The 22,923-nt window shown below is 68.5% G+C and carries 21 protein-coding genes and 1 pseudogene; 9 read left to right on the top strand and 13 right to left on the bottom strand.

From position 1 onward, the window contains the following. Nucleotides 1–147: 147 nt before the first annotated feature. The gene (locus tag HWX00_RS33725; protein ID WP_226194301.1) at nt 148–1,089 is read left to right on the top strand and encodes a BPL-N domain-containing protein; all 942 of its coding nucleotides are present in this window, start codon (nt 148–150) and stop codon (nt 1,087–1,089) included. Between the two features lie 22 nt (nt 1,090–1,111). Here HWX00_RS33725 and HWX00_RS33720 read toward each other — a convergent pair whose 3' ends face one another. The 3 genes from HWX00_RS33720 to HWX00_RS33710 form a co-directional block, all read right to left on the bottom strand. After that, the gene (locus tag HWX00_RS33720; RefSeq protein WP_034189882.1) at nt 1,112–1,585 is read right to left on the bottom strand and encodes a nuclear transport factor 2 family protein; all 474 of its coding nucleotides are present in this window, start codon (nt 1,583–1,585) and stop codon (nt 1,112–1,114) included. Nucleotides 1,586–1,702: 117 nt separating this feature from the next. Then, a complete protein-coding gene (locus HWX00_RS33715; protein ID WP_034189881.1) occupies nt 1,703–1,951 on the bottom strand; it encodes a hypothetical protein in 249 nt (82 codons plus the stop codon). Nucleotides 1,952–2,509: 558 nt separating this feature from the next. Continuing rightward, complete coding sequence (locus HWX00_RS33710; RefSeq protein ID WP_034189880.1) at nt 2,510–2,944, bottom strand: universal stress protein; 435 nt, start codon at nt 2,942–2,944, stop codon at nt 2,510–2,512. A 368-nt stretch (nt 2,945–3,312) separates the two neighbouring features. Between HWX00_RS33710 and HWX00_RS33705 the strand changes: the two genes are divergently transcribed. From HWX00_RS33705 to HWX00_RS33680, 6 genes are all read left to right on the top strand, one after another. Further along, the gene (locus HWX00_RS33705) at nt 3,313–4,797 is read left to right on the top strand and encodes an amidase (RefSeq protein ID WP_175027919.1); all 1,485 of its coding nucleotides are present in this window, start codon (nt 3,313–3,315) and stop codon (nt 4,795–4,797) included. 341 nt (nt 4,798–5,138) lie between these two features. Beyond that, nucleotides 5,139–5,828 carry a hypothetical protein gene (locus HWX00_RS33700; RefSeq protein ID WP_049030883.1) on the top strand — a complete coding sequence of 230 codons (690 nt, stop codon included), beginning with the start codon at nt 5,139–5,141 and terminating at the stop codon, nt 5,826–5,828. 139 nt (nt 5,829–5,967) lie between these two features. Next, entirely contained in the window at nt 5,968–6,801 is an 834-nt protein-coding gene (locus tag HWX00_RS33695; RefSeq protein ID WP_175027918.1) for an arylamine N-acetyltransferase family protein, read from the top strand. 114 nt (nt 6,802–6,915) lie between these two features. After that, a complete protein-coding gene (locus HWX00_RS33690) occupies nt 6,916–7,092 on the top strand; it encodes a ribbon-helix-helix protein, CopG family (protein ID WP_034189876.1) in 177 nt (58 codons plus the stop codon). A gap of 1 nt (nt 7,093) precedes the next feature. After that, entirely contained in the window at nt 7,094–7,444 is a 351-nt protein-coding gene (locus HWX00_RS33685) for a VOC family protein (RefSeq protein ID WP_034189875.1), read from the top strand. Between the two features lie 7 nt (nt 7,445–7,451). Beyond that, nucleotides 7,452–8,312 (top strand): class I SAM-dependent methyltransferase, encoded by an 861-nt coding sequence (locus HWX00_RS33680; RefSeq protein ID WP_059557602.1) that lies wholly within the window; start codon nt 7,452–7,454, stop codon nt 8,310–8,312. Between the two features lie 4 nt (nt 8,313–8,316). Here the strand turns inward: HWX00_RS33680 and HWX00_RS33675 are convergent, their stop codons facing one another. The 4 genes from HWX00_RS33675 to HWX00_RS33660 all read right to left on the bottom strand — a co-directional run bounded on the left by HWX00_RS33675 (nt 8,317) and on the right by HWX00_RS33660 (nt 15,214). After that, a complete protein-coding gene (locus HWX00_RS33675; RefSeq protein WP_175027917.1) occupies nt 8,317–13,158 on the bottom strand; it encodes an NAD-glutamate dehydrogenase in 4,842 nt (1,613 codons plus the stop codon). Nucleotides 13,159–13,323: 165 nt separating this feature from the next. Next, the gene (locus HWX00_RS33670) at nt 13,324–13,512 is read right to left on the bottom strand and encodes a 4-oxalocrotonate tautomerase (RefSeq protein ID WP_124610038.1); all 189 of its coding nucleotides are present in this window, start codon (nt 13,510–13,512) and stop codon (nt 13,324–13,326) included. A 57-nt stretch (nt 13,513–13,569) separates the two neighbouring features. Beyond that, the gene (locus tag HWX00_RS33665; protein WP_034189871.1) at nt 13,570–14,346 is read right to left on the bottom strand and encodes a class II aldolase/adducin family protein; all 777 of its coding nucleotides are present in this window, start codon (nt 14,344–14,346) and stop codon (nt 13,570–13,572) included. After that, complete coding sequence (locus HWX00_RS33660; protein ID WP_175027916.1) at nt 14,321–15,214, bottom strand: urea transporter; 894 nt, start codon at nt 15,212–15,214, stop codon at nt 14,321–14,323. The genes HWX00_RS33665 and HWX00_RS33660 overlap by 26 nt, the downstream gene beginning before the upstream one ends. A 256-nt stretch (nt 15,215–15,470) precedes the next feature. Between HWX00_RS33660 and HWX00_RS33655 the strand changes: the two genes are divergently transcribed. Next, a complete protein-coding gene (locus HWX00_RS33655) occupies nt 15,471–16,031 on the top strand; it encodes a putative glycolipid-binding domain-containing protein (protein WP_175027915.1) in 561 nt (186 codons plus the stop codon). Here HWX00_RS33655 and HWX00_RS33650 read toward each other — a convergent pair. From HWX00_RS33650 to HWX00_RS33630, 5 genes are all read right to left on the bottom strand, one after another. Further along, nucleotides 15,986–16,897 carry an alpha/beta fold hydrolase gene (locus tag HWX00_RS33650; RefSeq protein ID WP_069706384.1) on the bottom strand — a complete coding sequence of 304 codons (912 nt, stop codon included), beginning with the start codon at nt 16,895–16,897 and terminating at the stop codon, nt 15,986–15,988. The two genes, HWX00_RS33655 and HWX00_RS33650, sit on opposite strands and share 46 nt — an antisense overlap. Before the next feature lie 4 nt (nt 16,898–16,901). Continuing rightward, nucleotides 16,902–17,807, bottom strand: a complete 906-nt coding sequence (locus HWX00_RS33645) for a metal-dependent hydrolase (RefSeq protein ID WP_175027914.1) — start codon at nt 17,805–17,807, stop codon at nt 16,902–16,904. Continuing rightward, on the bottom strand, nt 17,804–18,742 hold the full coding sequence (locus HWX00_RS33640) for an SDR family NAD(P)-dependent oxidoreductase (protein ID WP_034189866.1): 939 nt from the start codon (nt 18,740–18,742) through the stop codon (nt 17,804–17,806). Before HWX00_RS33640 ends, HWX00_RS33645 begins: the two co-directional genes overlap by 4 nt. Before the next feature lie 21 nt (nt 18,743–18,763). Further along, nucleotides 18,764–20,341 (bottom strand): flavin-containing monooxygenase, encoded by a 1,578-nt coding sequence (locus HWX00_RS33635; protein WP_175027913.1) that lies wholly within the window; start codon nt 20,339–20,341, stop codon nt 18,764–18,766. Between the two features lie 246 nt (nt 20,342–20,587). After that, the gene (locus HWX00_RS33630; protein ID WP_034189946.1) at nt 20,588–21,259 is read right to left on the bottom strand and encodes a lysoplasmalogenase; all 672 of its coding nucleotides are present in this window, start codon (nt 21,257–21,259) and stop codon (nt 20,588–20,590) included. Nucleotides 21,260–21,621: 362 nt separating this feature from the next. On the opposite strand from HWX00_RS33630, the gene speB reads away from it, so the two are divergent. Beyond that, nucleotides 21,622–22,590 (top strand): agmatinase, encoded by a 969-nt coding sequence (gene speB / locus HWX00_RS33625; RefSeq protein WP_175027912.1) that lies wholly within the window; start codon nt 21,622–21,624, stop codon nt 22,588–22,590. Nucleotides 22,591–22,647: 57 nt separating this feature from the next. Here the strand turns inward: speB and HWX00_RS33620 are convergent. Then, nucleotides 22,648–22,923: pseudogene (locus HWX00_RS33620) on the bottom strand (threonine ammonia-lyase, biosynthetic); the annotation flags it as partial.

Here is a 22,923-nt window from a genome sequence, read left to right as displayed (position 1 = left end):
TCTAATCTCAATGGTCTGGAACGTCAAATGTCTTATGTCTTATATAAGAGTTGATGTGCGAAGGGCCGGGCATCGGGGCTGCATGGCCGAGCTGGCCTTGTCTGGCGTGGCCCGGTGGGCGGCCGGCGAGCCCGGATCAGGTTGCCGGTGCCGCACATTTCTGCACAAGTACGCGGGAAACGGCACACACGCGGCGCGTTCGCGCGGCTACGCTTCCTGTCGCGCAGCTTGCGATCGGGGTGTGACAGCGCGAGGCGGAAATTGGCGCGTGCCCGCCGATTCGTCCCCGGCGACGGCGATCCTCTTACTCCGGTGTTCAGGACCATGCGATCCAGAGACTCGATTTTCCTGGCGATGTCGCTCGTCGCGTCGTCGGCCGTTCATGCGGCGGCGACCGGCGACGAAACGCGTCGCGAGGCGAGCCGGCCCGTCGCGCTCGTCTATCGCGGCCCCGCCGCGTGCGATGGCTGCCCCGAGGCGATCGCCAGCCGCCTGCGGGAATCGGACGACAAGTTCAAGGTGATCTACGTCGGCCCGGCGGAAAAACTCAAGATCACGCCCGCCGCGCTGGCCGGTGCGGCGTTGTATGTGCAGCCCGGCGGGGGGCAGGACATTTCCGGCGCGGCGGCCAGCATCGGGAAAAATGCAATCAGGGCCGTGCGGCGTTACGTGTCGAACGGCGGGCGTTACCTGGGGCTCTGCATGGGCGCGTACCTGGCGGGCGAACACGGTTTCCGGCTGGTCGACGGCGAGATCGATTCCGAGGTCGGCCGGCCGGGCTCGGCGCTTCACGGCATCGCCGACACGGTCACGCCGGTCGTCTGGCGCGGCAAAAGGCGCTGGATCTACTATCAGGACGGCGCGATGCTCCCGGCCGTGCCGGCCGGCTCGGGCGGTGTCGTGCTGGCGACGTATCCGAACCGCGATATCGCCGCCGCGACGTACCGCTACGGCAGAGGGCGCGTCGGGCTCGCCGGCCCGCATCCCGAGGCCGATGAAAGCTGGTATCGCCGGTACGGCCTCAGGAACCCGGACGGCGTGTTGCCCGACATGGCCGATGACCTGATTCGCGCGACGATGGCGCCGTAGCGGCGCGGTTGCGGGGCGTGACTTATTTCCGCTTCGCCCGGTACGCGTCGAGATTTTTCCGCGCCTGCGCGCGGATGGCGCGTTGCATGAACGGCGTCCAGCCGAGCAGCGCGCCTTTCAGCCCGAGCGCCTGACGCGCCCAGCGCCACAGGTCGAAACTGTCGCGATGCTCGACGATGCGTCCGTCGCGAAACCGGAACCGCGCGTCGATCCGGTTGCCCACCATCCGGCCGGTCGCGGCGAACCGGTAGTGCGCGATCCACGCGGCACGCCCGGCCTGTTCGTCCGCCGCCACGTCGCCGAACGTCAGCGAGAATTCCTGCGCCCGCGCGACCAGCATGCGCCACATGTCGCGGGCGAGGTCGCCGCGCAGTTCGCCGAACGCGGGATCGCTGAAGATGACGTCGTCGGCATAGCAGGCGAGCATCGCGTCGATGTCGCGCTGCTGGAAGGCCGTGTAGAAGCGCTGGATCAGTTCGGTGTTCGGATGACTCATCGTGGGGCGTGGCGGATGGGCGGACCATGACGTCCGTCGAAGCGTCGATAAGGAAAATGGCGCCGAGCGGCGTGAGCGGGCGGTTTCGCCCGCGGCCGGCATGTTACAGGATGCGCGTCAACGATTCGCCATCGTGACGTCCCGCTCGTCTCGCCCGGTCACCAGGCAACCGGACATGTAGGCCTCGCTCTGGCTGCCGGCGGCGGCCTCGCCGAAGCCGCGGCCGAGCGCGTCGGCCTTCACCTGCGCGGCGCCTTGCTCGCACGCGAGCGGGCTGGCGTCGCGGCCCTGTGCATGCAGGATCGCGCGATCGCCGATCAGATAGGCCAGCAGCGCGAATACGGCGATATGTACGGTTCGTCTCATGATTCGTCTCCTCGTCGCTGCAGCGTAACGCGGATACGTCTGACGAAGCACTTGGGGCTTCCCCCGGTAAACATCTGCTGAAAACGGCGGCGGGGGCGGTGTGATCCCGCCCTGTCCAACGTCGCCGCGCCGGCGCGCGGGTGATTCGCGCGAGTTTGACGAATGTCAGGGTGCGGACGGGCGGCGGCGGTTGCGCGGCCGCTCGAGGCGATAGCATGAACACATGATTTGACGGAATGCGATGGCGGATCAATGCCCCGGTTCCGGCAAGCAGGTGCATGTCGAATATCGCTGTCGAAATAGTGAGGAATCCAAATGCTTAACGTCTCTTCCGTCCTGCTCAGTCTCGCCCCGATGTGGGCCATCCTGCTGCTGGCGTCGTCCGCCGCCGCCTATTTCGTGTTCTGGCGCAAGGTCATCGACTGAACGCCGCTCGATGACAGGACGTGCGCGACGCACCGTGCGCGCACGTCCTCGCCGCGCGTTCGACGGCCGACGGCGCAAGCCCGCGGCCCGTCACGCGACCGGCGGCAAGGGCATCCCCGCGCCCGATGCCGGTCATTGCACGGCCGTCACCGGCACATTCGAAATCCGCACCAGCCGGCCCATCACGCTGCGGCGAAACACCGACATCAGCGCATGCAGCGGATCGTGCCGCGGCGCGACCACCACGATCTCGTCGCATCCGGTCTCGGCTGCCGCGGTTGCGATCGTGTCGGCCACCGGGCCGACCTTCATCACGACGGTGTATTTGACGCCGGCTTCCCGCAGGATCCGCTCCGCCGTCGCCAGATCGTCGGACGCGAACTTCTCCTCGATCGAACGCAGCCGCGACAGCGGGTAATAGGCCTCGAGCCGCGTCGATTCGAGCGGCGCCTGCACGTTGATCAGCACGATCTCCGACGCGCACCGTTCGCGATACAGGAATGTCGCATGGCGAACCGCCTGCAGCGAGCGGGGCGAGTGACCGACCGGAACCAGCAGCTTGAGCATGAACGATGTCCAGGAAACGAGATGCTTCCAGCGTAGCGTGCGGCCGCGGCGGGCGATCTAAAGAGATCGGGCGGCCGCGTAAAAATGTCGTTAACGCGCGTCGTCGTGTGACGCGCCTAATTAGAAATATAAGAAATTTAAGTTTATGCGCATAAACGGTTTCACTGGCCGGGACCGTGTGCATGGCCCGACGCGTCACGCGCCGATTTAGTCGGATCCGCAATGAATCGCGACGGAAAATATCGGAGGTCGCCGATCCGGCGTCGCGTAGAGTAGAGCATCAGCCGCGGCGGCGGCCCCTTCCGGCCGGCCGGGAGCGACCGCCGCCTCGCGGCCCGCCATTCCATTGCGATTCCAGGAGACCCCGCATGCCGCACGGCGCCCCGCAGCTTCTCGCTCCCGCTTCCATTTCCGTCGATCCGATCGTGCGCCTGTCGGCCGGCGAGCTCGCCGCGGCGATCCGCAGCAAAGCGGTCTCGTGCGTCGAGACGATGCGCGCGTATCTCGATCACGTCGAGCGAGTGAACGGTGCGGTCAACGCGATCGTCGCGCTGCGCGAGCGCGATGCGTTGCTGACCGAAGCCGCGGAAAAGGATGCCGCACTGGCGCGCGGCGAGTACCACGGCTGGATGCACGGGATGCCGCAGGCGCCGAAGGATCTGGCGATGACGAAGGGGCTGCGGACGACCTACGGTTCGCCGATCTTCCGCGAGAACGTGCCGCAGGCCGATTCCGTCGGCGTCGCGCGGATGCGCGCGGCCGGCGCGATCTTCATCGGCAAGACCAACACGCCGGAGTTCGGGCTCGGCTCGCACACGTTCAACGAGGTCTATGGCGCCACGCGCAACCCGTACGACCTGACGAAGAGCGCGGGCGGCAGCAGCGGCGGCACGGCGGCGGCGCTCGCGGCGCGGATGCTGCCGGTCGCGGACGGCAGCGATTTCGGCGGTTCGCTGCGCAACCCGGCCGCGTTCTGCAACATCTACGGCTTGCGTCCGTCGCAGGGTCGCGTGCCGCGCTGGCCGGGCGTCGACGTATTCATCCAGCAGCTCGGCATCGAAGGGCCGATGGGCCGCACCGTCGGCGACGTCGCGCAGTTGCTTGCGATCCAGGCCGGCTACGACGCGAACGATCCGCTGTCGCTCGCGGAAGATCCGGCCGTGTTCGCGCGGCCGCTCGACGCCGACCTGCGGGGCAAGCGCATCGCGTGGGTCGGCGACTGGAACGGTTATCTCGCGACCGAGGCCGGCGTGCTTGCGCAGTGCGAGCAGGGGCTCGCGGTGCTGCGCGAGATCGGCTGCGACGTCGACGCCGCGTTGCCGGCGTTCGCCCCCGACCGCATCTGGCGCTTGTGGCTCGCGCACCGGCACCTGCTGTCCGGCGGCGGGCTGCTCGCGCACTATCGCGACCCGGCGCGCCGCGCGCTGCTGAAGCCGGAGGCGATCTACGAAGTCGAGGGGCTGCTCGCGATGCAGAGCGCGGCGGTGTTCGACGCGAGCGTCGAGCGCACCGCGTGGCATCAGGCCGTGCTGAGCTTCTTCGAGCGCTACGATTTCATCGCGGCGCCGACCGCGCAGGTCTTCCCGTTCGACGTCGACCAGCGCTGGCCGAAGGAGATCGCCGGCCGTGCGATGGACACCTATCACCGCTGGATGGAGACGGTCGTGCCGTGGACGCTGGCCGGCTGCCCGGTGATCAACGTGCCGGTCGGCTTCAATGACGCGGGGCTGCCGATGGGCATGCAACTGATCGGGCGCCCGCGTGCCGATCTCGCGGTGCTGCAACTCGCGCGCGGCTACGAGCAGGCGGCCGACTGGGTGGGCCGGCGGCTGCCGGCGTGGATGGCCGCGTAATGGCGCGGCCGGCCGACGGCCGGTATCGGGGTGATGAAACGGGCGGCGGCGAGCCGCCCGTTTTGTTTCGACCGCCGAACGCGACGTCCGGCGGCGATGCGTGTTGCCCTGCTGCATGCAAGGCTTGACTCCGCCCGCATTGACGCAACGGAAGAACGAATGCCGGTGCGCGCGTGAGATCGAACGGCAAACGTGGACGAATCCGCGCAACGACGTCCACCGGTCGCGGAATGGCAAGCGGCTACGCACCGCGATTTCGTTTCGATGTGTTTCAGTCGTTGCGGTACGGCGCGACGCGCTTCGACAATATCGCCTCGACCATTCGGGCACGAGGGAAACACATGAAGCACATTCGCGCGACCGGCCGGTACCTGGCCTCGGCAGGCATCGCGTTCGGCATCCTGGCGAGCGGTGCCGCGCACGCGCAACTCGACCTGCAATCGCTCGGCGCATCGCTGCTCGGCGGCGGGCAGCAGCAGGCGGCCCCCGCGCAGGGCGGCGGTGTCGCGCAGTTGCTGCAAGCCTATGTCGGCGCGAACCAGCAGGTGCTGACCGGCCAGTCGTCGCTCGCGTCGGCGATGGGGCTGACCGGTGCGGCCGGGCAGGCGCAGCAGGCCGCGAGCCAGCTGTCCGGCGGCAATGCGCTGACGCCGGCCGCGCTGTCGCAGATGGGCGGCGCGCAGCAATCGGTGTCGCAGGCGCTTGGCCAGGCGTTCGCGAGCGGCGGCGCGACGCACGGCCCGATCGACAAGCAGGCGTTCAGCAACGGCCTCGCGTCGCTCGGGCAGGGGCTCACGCAGTATTCGCAACTGCAGTCGGGGCTCGGCAATCTCGGTTCGACGAGCGCGGCGTCGCTGCTGCAGTCGGGCCTGAACCCGCAGAACATGCAGGCCGCGTCGTATATCGCGCAAAGCGCGCCGGGCCAGTTGCAGTCGCTCGCGGCGACGCTCAGCCAGGCCGTGCAGTTCGCGACGAGCCAGGGCATTTCGGTGCCGTCGGTCGCATCGTCCGCGCTGAAGCTGCTGCCGTAACGTCGTGCGGTTGCGGTTGCGGGTTCGGGTGCGGGCGTGGACGCATCGGCATCGGGTGCGGCGATGAACGATCGCCCCGCCCAACATGGGGATGTCGCACGATGCTATCGTGGCGTGTCCCTGTTATCGGTGCCGGTTCATGACTGATTCGTTCGACCTCTCGCGCTATTTTTCCCGCATCGGCTACGACGGCCCGGCCGAGCCGACGCTCGGCGTGCTGCGCCGGCTGCATCTGCTGCATCCGCAGGCGATCCCGTTCGAAAACCTCAACCCGCTGACCGGCGCGCGGGTCGCGCTCGACCTGCCGTCGATCGTCGACAAGGTGATCGAACGCCGCCGCGGCGGCTACTGCTTCGAACTCAACAAGCTGTTCTACACCGCGCTCGCGACGATCGGTTTTCGCGTGACGCCGCTGATCGCACGCGTACGCTGGATGCGGCCGCCGGACGTGCCTGCCGCGCACACGCACATGCTGCTGCGCATCGACCTCGACGGCGCGGCGTGGCTCGCGGACATCGGTTTCGGCAGCGCGACGCTGACGGCGCCGCTGCGTTTCGTGCCCGACGAGCGGCAACCGACGCCGCACGGCGCGTTTCGTATCGTCGCCGCGCCGGTCGACGGTGAATTCGACGTGCAGCTCGAGACGCCGGACGGCTGGCAGACCACGTACCGCTTCCTGCCGAAGCCGGTCGAATGGATCGATTACGACGCCGCCAACTGGTTCACGTCGACCTATCCCGACTCCATCTTCCTGCATGACCTGATCGCGTGCCGCGTGCTGCCGGAAGGCCGCGCCGCGCTGCGCAACACCACGCTGACGCTGCGCGACGCAGCGGGCGCGGGGCGCGCCGTCACGTTCGACAACGCGGCGGAGTGGAGCGCGTGCCTGCGCGACACCATCGGCGTCAATACCGACGGATTCGATCTCGACGCGCTGTTTGCGCGGCTCGCGGCGCGTGCCGCCGCGCAATAACGCGAACGCACGATCGTCGCAGGGCGGCCCGTGCGCGGGCCGCTTCCGGCTTTCATCGTCGATCCCGCCGCTTGCGCGATTGACATTTGCTAGATTGCTAGCATACTAGTATCCATGACCGACGAAGAAGTGAAGCAGTTCAACGTGTACCTGCCGCTCGGCCTGATCCGGCAGGTGAAGCATCGCGCCATCGAAACGGAGCAATCGCTGTCCGCGCTGGTGGCCGACGCATTGCGTGCGTATCTCGCCGCGCCGCCGCCCGGCGCGGAACCGTCCATCAAGGAGCCGTGACATGTCATCCGAGCGAATCGAAGCCGTGTACCTGACGACGCACAACTGGGGCAAGTCGGCGAAGTTCTTCCAGGCGCTGGGCTTCAGGCTGGAATTCGAAACCGATCACCAGTCGGGCCAGCTGCGCAGCGGCGACGGTCCGTTCCTGTTCATCGCCGAAGTGCCGCCGAGCGAGACGCCGGACATGCAGGTCGTGCTCAAGGTGCCCGACGAGCAGTCGGTGCGGCCGCAACCGATCGTCGACGTCGTCACGCCGTTCGAGGACACGCATTGGGGCACGCGCGACATGACCGTGCGCGACCCCGACGGCCGCGTGTGGCGCCTGCAGGCGCCGGGCAAGCAGGGTGCGTGAGGCCGGCATGACCGCTATCCGCGAAGACGCCCCCGACAGCACGGCCGCCCGCGTCGCGCTGTGGCGCGCGCTGCACGTGCGGCTCGACGCGCCACCGCACGTGCTGGCCGACGAGGTCGGGCTCCAGTTGCTCGCGCCGCCGCCGGGCTGGCAACAGCGCGGCGACATGGATCCGCAGTTCACGCGGCCGTTTCGCGCATCGATCGTCGCGCGGGCGCGCTTCATCGAGGATCTCGTGACGGAGCAGGCCGCGCGCGGCGTGAACCAGTACGTGATCCTGGGCGCGGGCCTCGACAGCTTCGCGCAGCGCCGGCCGGACATGGCGTCGCGCGTGACCGTGTTCGAAGTCGATCCGCCGGCGCCGCAGGCCTGGAAGCAGCGCCGTCTGGCCGAGCTCGGTTTCGGCGTGCCCGACTGGCTGCGTTTCGTGCCGGTCGATTTCGAGGCGAAAGCGTCGTGGCGCGACGCGCTCGTCGGCGCGGGGTTCGATGCCGGCAAGCCGGCCGTCGTGGTGTCGACCGGCGTCAGCATGTACCTGACGCGCGAGGCGAACGCGGCCGCGCTGCGCGAGGTCGCGTCGCTCGCGCCGGGCTCGACGCTCGCGATGACGTTCCTGTTGCCGCTGGAGAACGCGGATCCGGATGTGCGTCCGGCGCTCGACATGGCCGCGAAGGGCGCGCGCGCGAGCGGCACGCCGTTCATCAGCTTCTTCATGCCGGCGCAGATCCGGGCGCTCGCGCTGGAGGCCGGTTTTGCGAAGGCCGTGCATGTATCGGCCGCGGAGCTGACGCGCCGCTATTTCGCCGATCGCGCGGACGGCCTGCGGCCGCCGAACAACGCGGAAGAGCTGCTGGTCGCGACGGTCTGAACCGTCACGCGCGTTCGAGCACGGCCATTTCCCGCACGACCACGAGCAGCACCGCCAGGCTCGCGCCCCCCGACGCGCGCAGATCCGCCAGCAGGTGCGCGTAGCGCGCGAGCGCGGCGTCGCGGCGCTCGCGCCACGCGCCGACGATCGTCTCCGGCGTCGTCGAATCCGGTGATTCCGCGAGCGCGCTGGTCGTCAGCGTGCGCTTCAGGCGCGCGACTTCCGCGAGTGCGGCGGCGCGCGCGAGCATGTCCCAGTGCGTCGGCGTCGGCAGTGTCGCCGCGCGCTCGCTGATCCATCCGTAATTGAGCAGCGTGCCGAGCGAGAAATAGACGCCCGCGACGAGTTCGAGGCTGCGGTTGCAGGTGGCCGCCACCTCGGCGATGTCGAGCAGCGCGGCCGAAATATCGCCGCTCGCGACGCGCACCGCGAGCGCGCTGTCGACGCCGGCTTCGACCAGCACGCGCTGCCGCTCGGACAGCGCATCGAGATCGTCGGCCGGCAGCAGCGCCGGCAGTTGCGGGGCGAGCCGTTGCGCCGCGTCGCGGCAGCGGGCGATCAGTTCGGCGACGCCGCCGTCGGCCACCGCGCCGGATTGCAGATGCCGCAGTAACCACAGCGCCGCGCGCTCCAGCAGCCGCGCGACGTCGACGAACATGCGCGCCTGCACGTCGTCGGCCACGCGGTTGTCGAGCGCATCGATGTCGCGCCAGACCGCATCGAGATCGAACACGTCGCGCGCCATGATGCATGCACGCGCGATATCGCCCGGCTGCGCGTCGGTTTCCTCCATCAGCCGGTGCACGAACGCGCAGCCGACACGGTTCACGAGCGCATTGGTCAGGTGCGTCGCGAGAATCTCGCGGCGCAGCGGATGGCGGCCCATCGGTTCGCTGAAACGCTGCTGCAGCGGTTTCGGGAAGTAATCGACCAGCATCGCGGCGACGAGCGGGTCTTCGGGCACGTCGGATTCGAGCAGCGCGTCGTAGAGCCACATCTTGCTGTACGCGAGCAGCACCGCGCGCTCCGGCGACGTGAGGCCGAGCTTCGCGGCTTGCCGCTCGGCGACTTCGTCGTCGGTCGGCAGGAATTCGATCACGCGGTTCAACCGGCCCGCGCGTTCGAGCCAGCGCATCAGCCGCGCCTCCGCGTCGAGCAGCTCGACCGCATGGCGGCCGGCGATCGACAGCGCCTGCGTCTGGTAGTAGTTGTCGCGCAGCACGAGCAGCCCGACTTCGTCGGTCATTTCCGCGAGCAGCGCATTGCGCTGCTTCTCGGTCATCTCGCCGTCCGACACGACGAGCCCGAGCAGGATCTTGATGTTGACTTCGTGATCCGAACAATCGACGCCGGCCGAGTTGTCGATCGCATCGGTGTTGATGCGGCCGCCGCGCTGCGCGAACTCGATGCGGCCGAACTGCGTGCAGCCGAGGTTGCCGCCTTCGCCGACCACCTTGCAGCGCAGGTCCGCGCCGTTCACGCGCACCGCGTCGTTCGCGCGGTCGCCGACCTGCTGGTGGGTTTCGCGCGCGGCCTTCACGTAGGTGCCGATGCCGCCGTTGTACAGCAGGTCGACCGGCGCCTGCAGGATCGCGCGGATCAGCTCCGTCGGCGGCAGCGCATGCGCGTCGATGCCGAGCGCCGCCTGCACGGCCGGCGACAGCGGGATCGTCTTCGCGGTGCGCGGGTACACGCCGCCGCCCGGCGAAATCGCGGCCGGATCGTAGTCGGCCCAGCTCGAGCGTTCGAGCGCGAACAGGCGCGCGCGCTCCGCGAAGCTCGCCGCGGGATCGGGGTTCGGGTCGAGGAACACGTGCCGGTGATCGAACGCGGCGACGAGCCGGATATGCGGCGACAGCAGCATCCCGTTGCCGAACACGTCGCCCGACATGTCGCCGACGCCGACCACCGTGAAGTCGGTCGTCTGCGTATCGATGCCCATCTCGCGGAAGTGCCGCTTCACCGATTCCCACGCGCCGCGTGCGGTGATCGCCATCTTCTTGTGGTCGTAGCCGACCGAGCCGCCGGACGCGAACGCGTCGTCGAGCCAGAAGCCGTATTCGTGCGAGATCGCGTTCGCGTAGTCGGAGAAGGTGGCCGTGCCCTTGTCGGCGGCGACGACCAGGTACGGATCGTCGGCGTCATGGCGGACCACGCCGGGCGGCGGCACGATCGCGTTGCCGACGAGGTTGTCGGTCAGGTCGAGCAGCCCGCGCAGGAAGGTCTGGTAGCACGCGACGCCTTCGCGCATCCACGCTTCGCGATCGCTCGGCGGCGGCGGGTTCTTCACGACGAAGCCGCCTTTCGAGCCGACCGGCACGATCACGACGTTCTTCACCATCTGCGCCTTCATCAGCCCGAGCACTTCGGTGCGGAAATCCTCGCGGCGGTCCGACCAGCGCAGGCCGCCGCGCGCGACGCGCCCGCCGCGCAGGTGCACGCCCTCGACACGCGGCGAATACACCCAGATCTCGAACATCGGCTTCGGTTCGGGCAGGCCCGGTACCTTCGCCGGATTGAACTTGAACGACAGATACGGCTTCGACTCGCCGTTCGCATCGGCGAGGAAGTAGTTCGTGCGCTCGGTCGCGTTGATCACGCCGAGGAACTGACGCAGGATGCGGTCCTCGTCGAGGTTCGGCACCTGGTCGAGCGCGCCTTCGATCGCTTTCAGCAGCCGTTCGGCCTGCACGTCGCGCGAATCGCCGGTGGCCGGGTCGAAGCGCAGCAGGAACAGCTCGACGAGCTGCCGCGCGATCGCCGGGTTGCCGGTCAGCGCGCGTTCGATATAGGCATCGCTGAACGTCGACCCGACCTGCCGCAGGTATTTCGCGTACGCCCGCAGGATCGTCACTTCGCGTGCGCTCAGGTGCGCGCGCAGCACGAGGCGGTTGAAGTCGTCGTTCTCGATCCGGCCGGTCCAGATCCGGTCGAACGCATCCTCGAACAGGCCTTTCACGCGCTCGATGTCGAACTCGGTATCGTCGGCGAGTTCGAGGCCGAAATCGTGCACCCATGCGTGCGTCGCGTCCTGCGTCTGGATCCGGTACGGCCGCTCCTCGTCGACGCGCACGCCGAGATGCTCGAGCATCGGCAGGCTGCGCGACAGCGCGATCGGGTCGCCCGCGCGATAGACCTTGAAGCGGAATGCACGCGGCTCGGCCTCGATCGGCCGGTACAGATTCATCGCGAGCTGGCCGGTGTCCTTCACGCGCTCGATCAGCTCGATGTCGCGCACGGCCGTGCGGGCCGGGTAGTCGTCGCGATAGCCGGCCGGGAACGAATCGGCATAGCGCTGCAGCAGGCGGTTGCCTTGCTCTTCCCCGAAGGCGTCGAGCAGTGCATCGGCGAGATCGTCCTGCCAGCGGCGCGTGACCTGCACGAGCCGCGTTTCGAGCTCGCGTGTGTCGACGTCGGGCATCGTGCCTGGTTCGGCATGCACGACGAAATGAATGCGTGCGAGCGCCGATTCCGACAGCAGCGGCGTGAATTCGACGTTCACGCCGTTGTACGCGTCGACGAGCAGCTTCGCGATGCGGCGGCGCAGGTCGGTGTTGTACTTGTCGCGCGGCACGAACACGAGGCACGACACGAAGCGGTCGAACCGGTCGCGCCGCACGAACAGCCGCGTGCGCTGGTGTTCCTGCAGGCGCAGGATGCCGAGCGCGATGTCGTAGAGCCGGTCTTCGTCGGCCTGGAACAGTTCGTCGCGCGGATAGGTTTCGAGCACCGTCACGAGCGACTTGCCGAGGTGCCCCTTCGGCAGGAAGCCCGCGCGCCGCACGATGTTCGCGCACTTGCGGCGCACGATCGGGATCTCGGTGTACGAACCGAAATAGGCGGTCGACGTGTAGAGCCCGATGAAGCGGCGCTCGCCGGTGACTTTCCCGTCCGCGCCGACGAGCTTCACGCCGACGTAGTCGAGATAGCCGGGCCGGTGCACGGTCGCGCGCGAGTTTGCCTTGGTCAGGAAGATCGGCCACGCGCCGGTGATGATGTCGGCGGCGGCGGGCGGCAGCGGCGTCACGTCGGGCGTGCCCGACGTGCGCAGCGATTCGCGCAGGATGCCGTAGCCCGAGCCCGCGATGCCGCGCAGGCCGAAGCCCGTGCCGTCCGAGACCAGCGCATAGTCGCGCTGGCCGAGGAAGGTGAAGTGATCGGCGGCCATCCATTCGAGGAACGCGCGCGCCTCGATGTCTTCCGCGGTCGATTCGCGCGCCTTCATTTCCTTGATCGTCGCCCGGGCGATGTCGACGATCTTCGGCCAGTCCTCGACCGACGCGCGCACATCGCCGAGCACGCGCGCGATGTCCGCGCGCAGCGTGTCGAGCAGCGCGGCGTCGCCGCAGCGGTCGACTTCGAAATGGATGAACGACGCGAGTTGCGACTGGCCGTCGCCGGGCGTCGCGCCGCCCGCGTCGACACGCGCGATGCCGCCGTCGGCGCCGCGCCAGATGCGGAACACCGGGTGCAGCGCCGAGTGCAGGGCGAGCCCGAGGCGGTTGACGGCCATCGTGACCGAGTCGACGAGGAACGGCATGTCGTCGTTGACGATCTCGATCACCGTGTGATCGGAGTGCCAGCCGTGCTGTTCGAGGATCGGGTTGTACACGCGCAGCCGCTCGATGCCGGGCACGAATTTCTGCGCGGTCTGCCAGTGCGCCATCGCGGCGCCGTACAGGTCGGCGATGCCGCGGCTCTGCAGATCGTCGGCGTCGACGAAATCGTAGTAGTGACGCAGGAAGGGTTCGACGATCCGGAAGGTGGCTTCGGGCAGGCGCCCGCGCGCGAATTCGACGACATCGGAGAGCAGGTGTGTGACGACTTCCTCGTTCTTCGCTTCCATGGCGGTCTCCTCGTCGGGTGGCCATTGGCTGCTGCGTCTGTCCGGCATTATGGCGCCGAATGCGTGACAAAGCGATGTGCGGGCGCACAACGCGGGGCGGCCCGAGGCGGCCGCAGCGTGTGAATCAACGCGGGGTGGGCGGTGCCGAAGCGGCGCCGCCGATGCTCAGCCCTCGTCGCTCCACAGCTTCCCGCCCGTCGCCCAGTTCTCCTTTCTCACGTCGGTCAGGATGATGTCGACCGAGCCCGGCGTGCAGCCGAGCGTCTCGCATGTGACGCGCGTGATGGCTTCGACGAATGCGCGCTTCTGGTCGACGCTGCGGCCTTCGAACAGCTGGATATTGAAAGTCGGCATGGCAATGCTCCGGTTGAGGTTGAACGATTCGGCAGGACGAGGATGAGGCACGCGGCGTCAGTCGCGATACGACGGGTCGATCCGGTCGAGGCGGCGCAGCAGCGCCGGCCATTCCAGTTCGCCTTCGATCGCGCCGCCGTCGCGCAGTTGTTCGGCGGTGCGATTGGCGATGGCCGGGTCGGGCAGCACGAGCGGCCCGCCGCCTGCCTGCGCACGCACCTGGACGTCACAGGCCTTGATCAGCGTATCCATCAGCACATACGCTTCGGCCACGGTGCGGCCGACCGTCAGCGTGCCGTGATTGCGCAGCAGCATCGCGGATTTCGCGCCGAGGCTCGCGGTCAGCCGCACGCCTTCGGCCGGCGAGAACGCGAGCGCCTCGTAGTCGTGGTAGGCAAGGTCGCCGTGAAAGCGCAGCGCATGCTGCGACGCGGGCAGCAGCCCGTCGCGCTGGATCGACACGGCGATGCCGGCCGTATTGTGCAGATGCATCACGCAGACGGCGTCGGCGCGCGCGGCATGCACGGCCGCGTGCAGCGCGAAGCCCGTCACGTTGACCGCGTGCGCGCTGTCGCCGATCCGGTTGCCGGCCAGGTCGATCTTCACGAGGTTCGACGCGCGCACCTCGTCGAACGTCAGGCCGAACGGGTTGATCAGGAAGTGGCCGGGCTCGCCGGGCACGGTCGCCGACAGGTGCGTGTAGATCAGGTCGTCCCAGCCGTTCAGCGCGACGAGCCGGTACGCGGCGGCGAGATCGACGCGCATCCGGCGTTCGGCATCCGAGACCGGGCCGCCGGGCTTCACGGCATCAGGACGGTGTGCGAATGACGACATCGGGTTCTCCGAGAGGGAAGCGGCGCGCGACGGCGACGGTTGCCCACGACGCGAGTGCGAACGGGGCCGTGAACGCGGGGACGCCCGCGCGCATCGCGAGCCACTGGATCAGCGCGGCGAGTGCGGCGGCGGCCAGTGCGGCGCGCGGGCCGCGAGACATCAGCGCGAGCGCGGCGAGCGCGCCGTTGAAGCCGAGCAGGCCGTCGGCCAACCAGGCGCCGTTCGCGCCGAGCGCGACCAGCAGCACGGTCGACACGCTCGCGCCGACGAGCGCGAACGCGGCCGCGCGGCGCGATGCGATGGCGAGGCCGGCGACGATCAATACGCCGGGCCAGACGCCTTGCGCGAAGGTGGTCTGCGCGACGCCCGACAGCAATGCGCCGGCAGCGGATGCAAGCGTCGGCACCGGGGCAGTCGCCGCGCCGTCGGCATGCTGCAGCGCGACAAACGGCAGCCACGGCGCGGTGACGGCGAGACAGGGGCTCGAATACGGACACAGGTGCAACCGGGCGAGGGGCCCGCGCGTCGCGCGCTGCACGAGCGCCGCGCCGATCGAGACCAGCGGCACCAGCGCGACGGCCGCAAGCTGACCGGGCGCGAACAGCACGGCGATCAGCGCGGCGAGCGCGCCGTTGAAGCCGTGCAGCCCCTGTTCGACGTCGCGGCGCTCGGCACCCGTGAGCACGGCGGTCATGCTGGCGGCGGCCGAACCGACCAGCGCCGCGCTCGCGAGCCGCAGGTCGGTCAGCGCCAGTGCGACGAGCAGCAGCGCGCCGGTGAACGCGTTCGCCTGCAGCACGATCTGCCCGATGCCGCGCAGCAGGGTACGCAGGTCGATCGACGGCGAGGCGGGGCGGGCGGTAGGCATGATGGTGGCGTAGCAGGACGAGCCGCGAGCATAGGACACAATCCCATGCACCGGAATAGGGAATTCTGGATAGTCAGGATTTGTCGCCGATGCACCGAGGTGGGGAATGAGGCGGAGCGACCCTGTCGTACCGGCGCTGCATGAACGTTTTTTTGATACGAAATCCGCGTGGTGGGCGAATGGCGGCCTTCGCTGGCGTTGCCGCCGGCGAATTCGTGCGACGATGCCCGGCATCGGGCAACCGGGAGGGGAAAAGATGCGTGAAGTGCGTTGGGCGTCGCTCGAAGGCGACGGGGTCGAACATCTGACGTTCGACCGGAGCGGCGGCGCGATCGTCGTCGAAAGCGCGGTGGTCGGCCAGCGGTACGGCCGCGCGTACGGGCTCGCGTATCGCGTCGAGTGCGATCCGCAATGGCGGGTGACCTACGCGGTGCTCAAGGTGATGGGCGGCGGCACGCTCGAGCTGCATGGCGATGGTGCCGGCCACTGGCGCGACGGCTCGGGCCGCGCGCTGCCTGAGCTCGACGGTTGCGTCGACATCGACATCGCGGCGACGCCGTTCACGAATTCGCTGCCGATCGGCCGCCTGGGGCTCGCGCGCGGCGAGCGGCGGCCGATCGACGTCGCGTACATCTCGACGCCGGACCTGAAGGTCACGCCGGTCAAGCAGGCCTACGCATGCATCGAGCCGGGCCGGCGCTACCGCTACGAAGGGATCTTCCGGAATTTCACGGCCGAGATGGATATCGACGACGACGGCCTCGTCGTCGACTACGAGACGCTGTTCAGACGCCTGCCGGCACTTGCGGGCCGCTGAACCGCCGCGTTCGCGATCGACGGCCGCTCCTGCGCGGACGCGAAGCGGTCGATCCGCGACGCGATGATGTCGGGGTGGCGCAGCACGATCCAGTGGCTGCCGTCGATTTCCTCGCGCACGTGGTCGCCGAGCCAGCGGTCGAGGTCGACCGACATCTCGGGCGTCACGTAGCGGTCGCGCACCGGCACGAGGATCTGCACCGGCGCCTGCGCGTATCGTTCGCGCGGCTTGCGTGCCCGTGCGAGAAAATTCGCGCGGTACAGCTGCAGCCCGTTCAGCGCGTTCTTCAGTTGCACGGGATCGCGCTCGGCACGCACGCGCTCGGTCAGTTGCAGCCAGCGCGGCCACAGCGCCGCGCCGCCGAGCCGCCAGACGAGCGACGGCACGACCGGCAGATGGAAGAACGCGATGTACCACGACTTCAGGCTCTGCCTGAGCCGCATCTTCGCGCGGAACACGTGATCGAGGCACGGGCCCGAGATCGACGTGTACGACGCGATCCGGCCGCGGAACGCGGGATCGGTCACGGCCTCCCAGCACTGGATCGAGCCCCAGTCGTGGCCGACCAGATGGAACGGCCGGCCGCCGCAGGTTGCGTCGGCCACCGCCTTCAGATCGGCGGCGAGCCGCTCGAGCGTGTAGTCGGCGCGGCGGCGCGGCGCATCGGACGCGCCGGCGCCGCGCACGTCGTATGCGATCACGCGGTAGCGCTTCGCGAGCCGCGCGCGGATCGGCGCCCACACGGTGGCCGAGTCGGGGTAACCGTGCACGAGGATCAGCGGCGGCGCGCGACGCGACCCGCTGACGTAGACGGCGAGTTTCACGTCGCCGGACTGGACGGTCAGCATCTCGTGGGCGCGCGCCATGGCGTCATGCCTGCGGGACCGGGTGCAGCGGCACGCGGCGCGGGGCGGCTTGCGCCGCGTAGCGTGCGTTGGTCGCGTCGATGTTCTCGAGCAGCGAGTCGAGCCCCTGCAGGTACTGGTGGTTGTCGTGGTCCCACGGGTGGAAGCCCGGGCGGAAGTAGTCGAGCCATTCGCGCGCGATGCTCGGAAACACGCCGTGCTTCGGGCCGTACAGATACTTCACGAGGCGCCACATGCCGCCGAACTTGCCGTGTTCGCGACGGTGCGCGCGCATCAGCCGAACGTGGAAGTCGAACACGATCGTCCAGAAGAATACGGTGGTCGTCAGCATCGTGCCCGTGCGCAGCAGGTAGCTGCCGAGGCCCGGCTTCATCACGGTCTTCCACACGTCGTAGGACACCGCCTTGTGCTCGGTTTCCTCCATCGCGTGCCACATCCACATCTGCTGGTAGCCTTCGATCGAGCCGTCGATCCGGTGCTCGTGGCCCGACAGCAGCTGGTTCGCGAGGATCGCCGTGTAGTGTTCGAGCGCGATCGTGATCGCGAGCTGCATCGAATGCGGCAGCACCTTCTTGAACCAGCCGAGGATCGTCCACAGGCGCTTGTCGAGCTTGTGCGCGGGCAGGCCGGACGCCTGCAGCAGGTCGTTGTATTCGATGTGCTCGCGCGTATGCATCGCTTCCTGGCCGATGAAGCCGAGCACCTGTTTCTTCAGCTCGGGATCCTCGATCCGGTCGCGGTAGTTGCGCACCGAATCCATGAAGAAACGCTCGCCGGCCGGGAACAGCAGCGACAGCGCATTCATGAAGTGCGTGACGGGCACGCCTTGAACGTGCCAGTCGCGTGCGCGTTCGGGCGGCAGCGCGAAACGGACGTCGCGCCGCACGGGCATCATGTTCGGGGTCGTCATGATTGTTCTCCTCCCTGATTGCCTGCATTGTTGTAGGTGGCGGCGTGCAGCGGCGCGGGCGCCGGCGTGCCGCGTGCGGCCTCGCGGCGGGCCCGCGCGGCCTCGCGGCGTGTCGCGAGCACGACGAGCGCCTGGTACGCGGCGGGCAGCACGCGCGCCATCCAGTCGCCGGCCTTCGCGTCGCGGCCGATCAGCACGCGGCGCTTGTTCTTGCGCACGCCGGCGAGGATTGTGCGCGCGGCGTCGTCGGCGGTCGTGATGAAGAACTTCTCGAACGTGTCGCGGCCTTGCTGCTCGCTCGCGACCATGAAGCCGACCATGTTCTTCGACACGCGGCTCGCCTGCGCGATGTTCGTGCGGATGCCGCCCGGATGCACGCAGGTCGCCGACACGCCGCACTTCATCATGTCGAGTTCCTGGCGCAGCGATTCGGTGAAGCCGCGCACCGCGAACTTCGTCGCGTTGTAGCCGCTCATGCCCGGCTGCGCGAAGATCCCGAACAGGCTCGACGTGTTGATCACATGGCCGTCGCCCGATGCCTTCAGGTGCGGCAGGAATGCCTTCGTGCCATGCACGACGCCCCAGAAATTGATGTTCACGATCCACTCGAGATCGCTGTATTCCATGCCCTCGATCGTGCTCGACAGCGCGACGCCCGCGTTGTTGAAGATCAGGTTGACCTTGCCATGTTCCTTCGCGGTGTCGTCGGCCCACGCGAACATCGCGTCGCGCTCGCCGACGTCCAGCACGCGCGTCGATACGCGCACGTTCGGCGCGATCGCGCGGACGATCCGTTCGGTTTCGGCGAGGCCGACGCCGTTCTTGTCGGCGAGCGACACGTGGCAGCCGGCCTGCGCGAGCTGGACCGCGAGCGCGCGGCCCATGCCCGAACCGGCACCCGTGATCGCGGCGACCTTGTTGGCGAAATCTCTCATGTCGGTGACTCCTTGTCTGGCTCAGGCCGCTTCGGCGGACGTGGAAGCGGCGGGCGCGGCGGCGGGCCGCGCGGCCGTGTCGTGTTGCGGTGCGCGATACGCGTGGTAATCGGCGATCGAGAAGTGCGCGGTCGCCTGGCGGAAGCGCCACGTGAAACCCGGCCACAGCGTCGTGTTCTTGCCGGTGCGCGGATCGAGATACCAGCTCTTGCAGCCGCCCGTCGACCAGATCGCCTTCTTCAGCTTGCCCTGCAGGTCGCTGTTGAACTGCGCCTCGACGAGCGGGCGCACCTCGATCGCCTCGGCGCGCTCGCGGCGCATCGCCTGCAGCGCGCCGAGGATGTATTCGATCTGCGACTCGATCATGAACACCATCGAGTTGTGGCCGAGGCCGGTGTTCGGGCCGACGATCATGAAGAAGTTCGGGTAGCCGGGCAGCGTCGAGCCGAGATACGCATGCGCGCCGTCGCGCCATGCGTCGACGATGTCGAGCCCGCCGCGGCCGATGATCGCGCCGCGCGGATACGGATCGGCGACCTGGAAGCCGGTGCCGTAGATCAGGCAGTCGACTTCATGGCGGCGGCCGTCGGTCGTCACGACCGCGTCGGCTTCGATGTGGTCGATGCCGGTGGTGATCACGTCGACGTTCTTGCGCGACAGCGCCGGGTAGTAGTCGTTCGAGATCAGCACGCGCTTGCAGCCGAGCGTGTAGTTCGGCGTGACGGTCTTGCGCAGCTCGGGATCGGGGATCTGCTTGCGGATATGGCGCAGCGCGAGCTTCTGCACGTTCTTCATCAGCGACGGATGGATCGCGAAGCCGAGCACGCGCGATTCGAGCATCCAGTAGATGCCGCTGCGCACGGCCTTCTGCGTGAACGGCAGCGTGCGGAACAGCCATTTCTCGAAGCGGGTGAGGTTGCGGTCGGGCTTCGGCATGATCCACGGCGGCGTGCGCTGGAACAGCGCGAGCGTCTTCACGCGCGGCGCGATCTGCGGCACGAACTGGATCGCGCTCGCGCCGGTGCCGATCACCGCGACGCGCTTGCCTTCGAGCGCGTAGTCGTGATCCCACTGCTGCGAATGGAATGCGCGGCCCTGGAAATGCTCGACGCCGGGAATCGCCGGCAGCGCGGCGCGCGACAGGCCGCCCATCCCCGAGATCAGCACGCGCGCGGACAGCCGCTTGCCGTTCGCGAACGTGAGGCGCCAGCGTTGCGCGGCCTCGTTGTATTCGGCGCGCTGCAGCTCGTGGTTCATGCGCAGGTGCGGGCCGACGCCGAAACGCTGCACGCAGTCTTCGAGATACGCGCGGATCTCCGGCTGCGGCGCGAACATGCGCGTCCAGCGCGGGTTCGGCGCGAACGAGAACGAATAGACGTGCGATTGCACGTCGCATGCACACCCGGGGTAATGATTGTCGCGCCACGTGCCGCCGACCGACGCGGCCTTCTCGAGGACGACGAAGTCGGTCACGCCTGTTTGCCGCAGGCGGATCGCCATCCCGAGGCCGGCGAAGCCGGTGCCGATGATGGCGATGTCGATGGTTTCGTCCTGGCCGTCGTGGCCGGGTGGACCGAAAGGCAACGTGCGAGCATTCATCCGGGTGTCTCCGATTTGGCTCATTTTTGAATGTTACATTGTTTGATGTAACGATAGTGGGTGAACCCGGAAACCGCAAGAGGCTAGAAGCGGCGCTCTAAGGGCCGGAAGCCAGGCGGGAAAAGGCTGAGCGGGGTTTGGAACGGTTCGTTTTCCGCGCCGCGGGATCGGCGGAAAGGGCCGTCGACAGGACGAGACCGGCGATGGACGAGACCGCCGGCGCGCGGCGGCCTGTTTGAAACGGTATCAGGGACGGATCGGTCGGGCGGTCGTCTCATGGAAAACCCCGGCCACGATCGTGACCTGCGCGAGCGCGTAGAGGCCCCAGATCAGGTAGTCGATACCCGGAAAACCGCCGAGGAACCGGCCGACGCCGATCAGCGTATCGGAGCCGACGAAGATCAGGCTGCCGATCGCGACGAGCGCGCCGTGCGTGCGGGCGGCGAGCGCGAAGCTCGCCATCACGCACAGCACCAGCATGTAGACGGCCACCGGCGCGAGCAGCGCGCCGAGATGCGGGAAGAACGCCGCGTAGAACGCCGGCGCGGCGATCCACAGGCCGATCAGCGCGACGATGCGCCAGCCGTGCGGCCGCGCGCGCCAGCGAAAGAAGATCGCGCAGTAGCACACGTGCGTGAGCAGGAAGGACCCGAGGCCGAGGACGAACGACAGCGGCCAGTCGGGCAGCGCGAGCAGGACGTCGCCGAGTACGGCGGTCGCGAGCGCCGCGCACAGCCACGCGCGTTCGCGCGGCGCGCCGCAGGTGCCGCCGGCCGCGAGCAGCAGGATGCCCATCGCGGCCTTCGCGGCGGCCTGGCCCGGATAGGGCGCCGCGGCGAGCGACAGCCCGTACAGCAGCGCGGCGGCGATGGCGAGCGGCCAGAGCCGGCGGTAGGTGGCGGGAAGCGTGGCGAGCAAGGCGGGGGTCTCCGGTGTGTCGTGGTCCGCGGTGGACGGCGCGCCGTCGAGGGCGCGGCTGCCGGCCATTATCCGGAAGAACGCGCGGGCGAAAACCGGCGAATCCTTCTAGGAATCGATGGCGGCCGGCGGCGATGCCGCCGCCGGATTTCTCGGCGCGTTGCCCCGGTTGAACCGGGGCAACGACTTCAATTCGGCTTGTTATGATCGCCGCGGTATTGCCGTTGTCGTTGTCGCTGTTCCGCCCGGCCGCGCGACTGGCTGCGCAGCCGGTGCGTGCCCGATGAATCCCTGCCGTGCCCGACCCGTGCGCTCACAGGGAGCAGGGCGGCGCCGGCTCCCCACGAAAACAGGTCCGACCCATGACCGAACTTCTCCACGGCGACGGCGCGATCCGTCGCACGACGCCGTACGGCTCCTCGATCGAAAACACCTATGCGGGCGTGCTGTCGTTCATGCGCCGCAACTATTCGCGCACGCTCGACGGCGTCGACGTCGCGATTTCCGGCGTGCCGCTCGATCTCGCGACGACCTATCGGTCGGGCGCGCGGCTCGGGCCGGCCGCGATCCGCGCGGCGAGCGTGCAGTTGGCCGAACTCAATCCGTATCCGTGGGGCTTCGATCCGTTCGACGATCTCGCGGCCGTCGACTACGGCGACTGCTGGTTCGACGCGCACAACCCGCTGTCGATCAAGCCCGCGATCATCGAGCATGCGCGCACGATCCTGCGGTCCGGCGCGAAGATGCTGACGTTCGGCGGCGACCACTACATCACGTATCCGCTGCTGGTTGCACATGCGGAGCGCTACGGCAGACCGCTTTCGCTGATCCATTTCGACGCGCACTGCGATACGTGGGCCGACGACGAGCCGGACAGCCTCAATCACGGGACGATGTTCTACAAGGCCGTGAAGGAAGGGCTGATCGATCCGGCGACATCGGTGCAGGTCGGGATCCGTACGTGGAACGACGATTTTCTCGGGATCGAGCGGCTCGATGCCGCGTGGGTGCATGACCATGGTTCGCGTGCGGCGGTCGAGCGGATCGTCGACATCGTCGGGTCGCGGCCCGCGTATCTGACGTTCGATATCGACTGTCTCGATCCGGCGTTCGCGCCCGGGACGGGGACGCCGGTCGCGGGCGGGTTGTCGTCCGCGCAGGCGCTGGCGATCGTGCGCGGGCTGGGGGCGGTGAATCTGATTGGCGCGGATGTGGTGGAGGTCGCGCCTGCGTACGATCACGCGGACATCACCGCGATCGCGGCCGCGCATGTCGCGTGCGATCTGCTGTGTCTGTGGCGGCAGAAGAAGGTGGCGGGCGCGGGGAAGTAGGAGAGCGGGGGCATGCCGCCGGCGCGTCGTGTGCGCCGTCGGCATGCGCTTTCGGTCCTACAGGAACAAGCGATAGGCGAGATTGTCGCCTTCCTCGATGGACGGATAGCCAAGCGTCGACAGGAAGTGATCGAATGCCGCGCGGTCCGCTTCCGGCACCTGGATGCCGACGAGGATCGAGCTGTAGTCCGCGCCCTGGTTGCGGTAGTGGAACAGGCTGATGTTCCAGTCCGGCGCCATCGACGACAGGAACTTCATCAGCGCGCCCGGCCGCTCGGGGAATTCGAAGCGGAACAGGCGTTCGTCGAGCGCGAGCGGCGAGCGGCCGCCGAC

Origin of the sequence: Burkholderia seminalis DSM 23518 (genome assembly GCF_902832885.1) — a bacterium.
GTDB lineage: Bacteria > Pseudomonadota > Gammaproteobacteria > Burkholderiales > Burkholderiaceae > Burkholderia > Burkholderia seminalis.
This window is presented reverse-complemented; position numbering and strand designations above follow the sequence as displayed.

Bases quoted from the DNA above. Each gene is read 5' to 3' on its own strand.
- HWX00_RS33720 (WP_034189882.1), bottom strand. From the start codon at position 1,585: ATGAGTCATCCGAACACCGAACTGATCCAGCGCTTCTACACGGCCTTC.
- HWX00_RS33715 (WP_034189881.1), bottom strand. From the start codon at position 1,951: ATGAGACGAACCGTACATATCGCCGTATTCGCGCTGCTGGCCTATCTG.
- HWX00_RS33710 (WP_034189880.1), bottom strand. From the start codon at position 2,944: ATGCTCAAGCTGCTGGTTCCGGTCGGTCACTCGCCCCGCTCGCTGCAG.
- HWX00_RS33705 (WP_175027919.1), top strand. From the start codon at position 3,313: ATGCCGCACGGCGCCCCGCAGCTTCTCGCTCCCGCTTCCATTTCCGTC.
- HWX00_RS33700 (WP_049030883.1), top strand. From the start codon at position 5,139: ATGAAGCACATTCGCGCGACCGGCCGGTACCTGGCCTCGGCAGGCATC.
- HWX00_RS33695 (WP_175027918.1), top strand. From the start codon at position 5,968: ATGACTGATTCGTTCGACCTCTCGCGCTATTTTTCCCGCATCGGCTAC.
- HWX00_RS33690 (WP_034189876.1), top strand. From the start codon at position 6,916: ATGACCGACGAAGAAGTGAAGCAGTTCAACGTGTACCTGCCGCTCGGC.
- HWX00_RS33685 (WP_034189875.1), top strand. From the start codon at position 7,094: ATGTCATCCGAGCGAATCGAAGCCGTGTACCTGACGACGCACAACTGG.
- HWX00_RS33680 (WP_059557602.1), top strand. From the start codon at position 7,452: ATGACCGCTATCCGCGAAGACGCCCCCGACAGCACGGCCGCCCGCGTC.
- HWX00_RS33675 (WP_175027917.1), bottom strand. From the start codon at position 13,158: ATGGAAGCGAAGAACGAGGAAGTCGTCACACACCTGCTCTCCGATGTC.
- HWX00_RS33670 (WP_124610038.1), bottom strand. From the start codon at position 13,512: ATGCCGACTTTCAATATCCAGCTGTTCGAAGGCCGCAGCGTCGACCAG.
- HWX00_RS33665 (WP_034189871.1), bottom strand. From the start codon at position 14,346: ATGTCGTCATTCGCACACCGTCCTGATGCCGTGAAGCCCGGCGGCCCG.
- HWX00_RS33660 (WP_175027916.1), bottom strand. From the start codon at position 15,214: ATGCCTACCGCCCGCCCCGCCTCGCCGTCGATCGACCTGCGTACCCTG.
- HWX00_RS33655 (WP_175027915.1), top strand. From the start codon at position 15,471: ATGCGTGAAGTGCGTTGGGCGTCGCTCGAAGGCGACGGGGTCGAACAT.
- HWX00_RS33650 (WP_069706384.1), bottom strand. From the start codon at position 16,897: ATGGCGCGCGCCCACGAGATGCTGACCGTCCAGTCCGGCGACGTGAAA.
- HWX00_RS33645 (WP_175027914.1), bottom strand. From the start codon at position 17,807: ATGACGACCCCGAACATGATGCCCGTGCGGCGCGACGTCCGTTTCGCG.
- HWX00_RS33640 (WP_034189866.1), bottom strand. From the start codon at position 18,742: ATGAGAGATTTCGCCAACAAGGTCGCCGCGATCACGGGTGCCGGTTCG.
- HWX00_RS33635 (WP_175027913.1), bottom strand. From the start codon at position 20,341: ATGAATGCTCGCACGTTGCCTTTCGGTCCACCCGGCCACGACGGCCAG.
- speB (WP_175027912.1), top strand. From the start codon at position 21,622: ATGACCGAACTTCTCCACGGCGACGGCGCGATCCGTCGCACGACGCCG.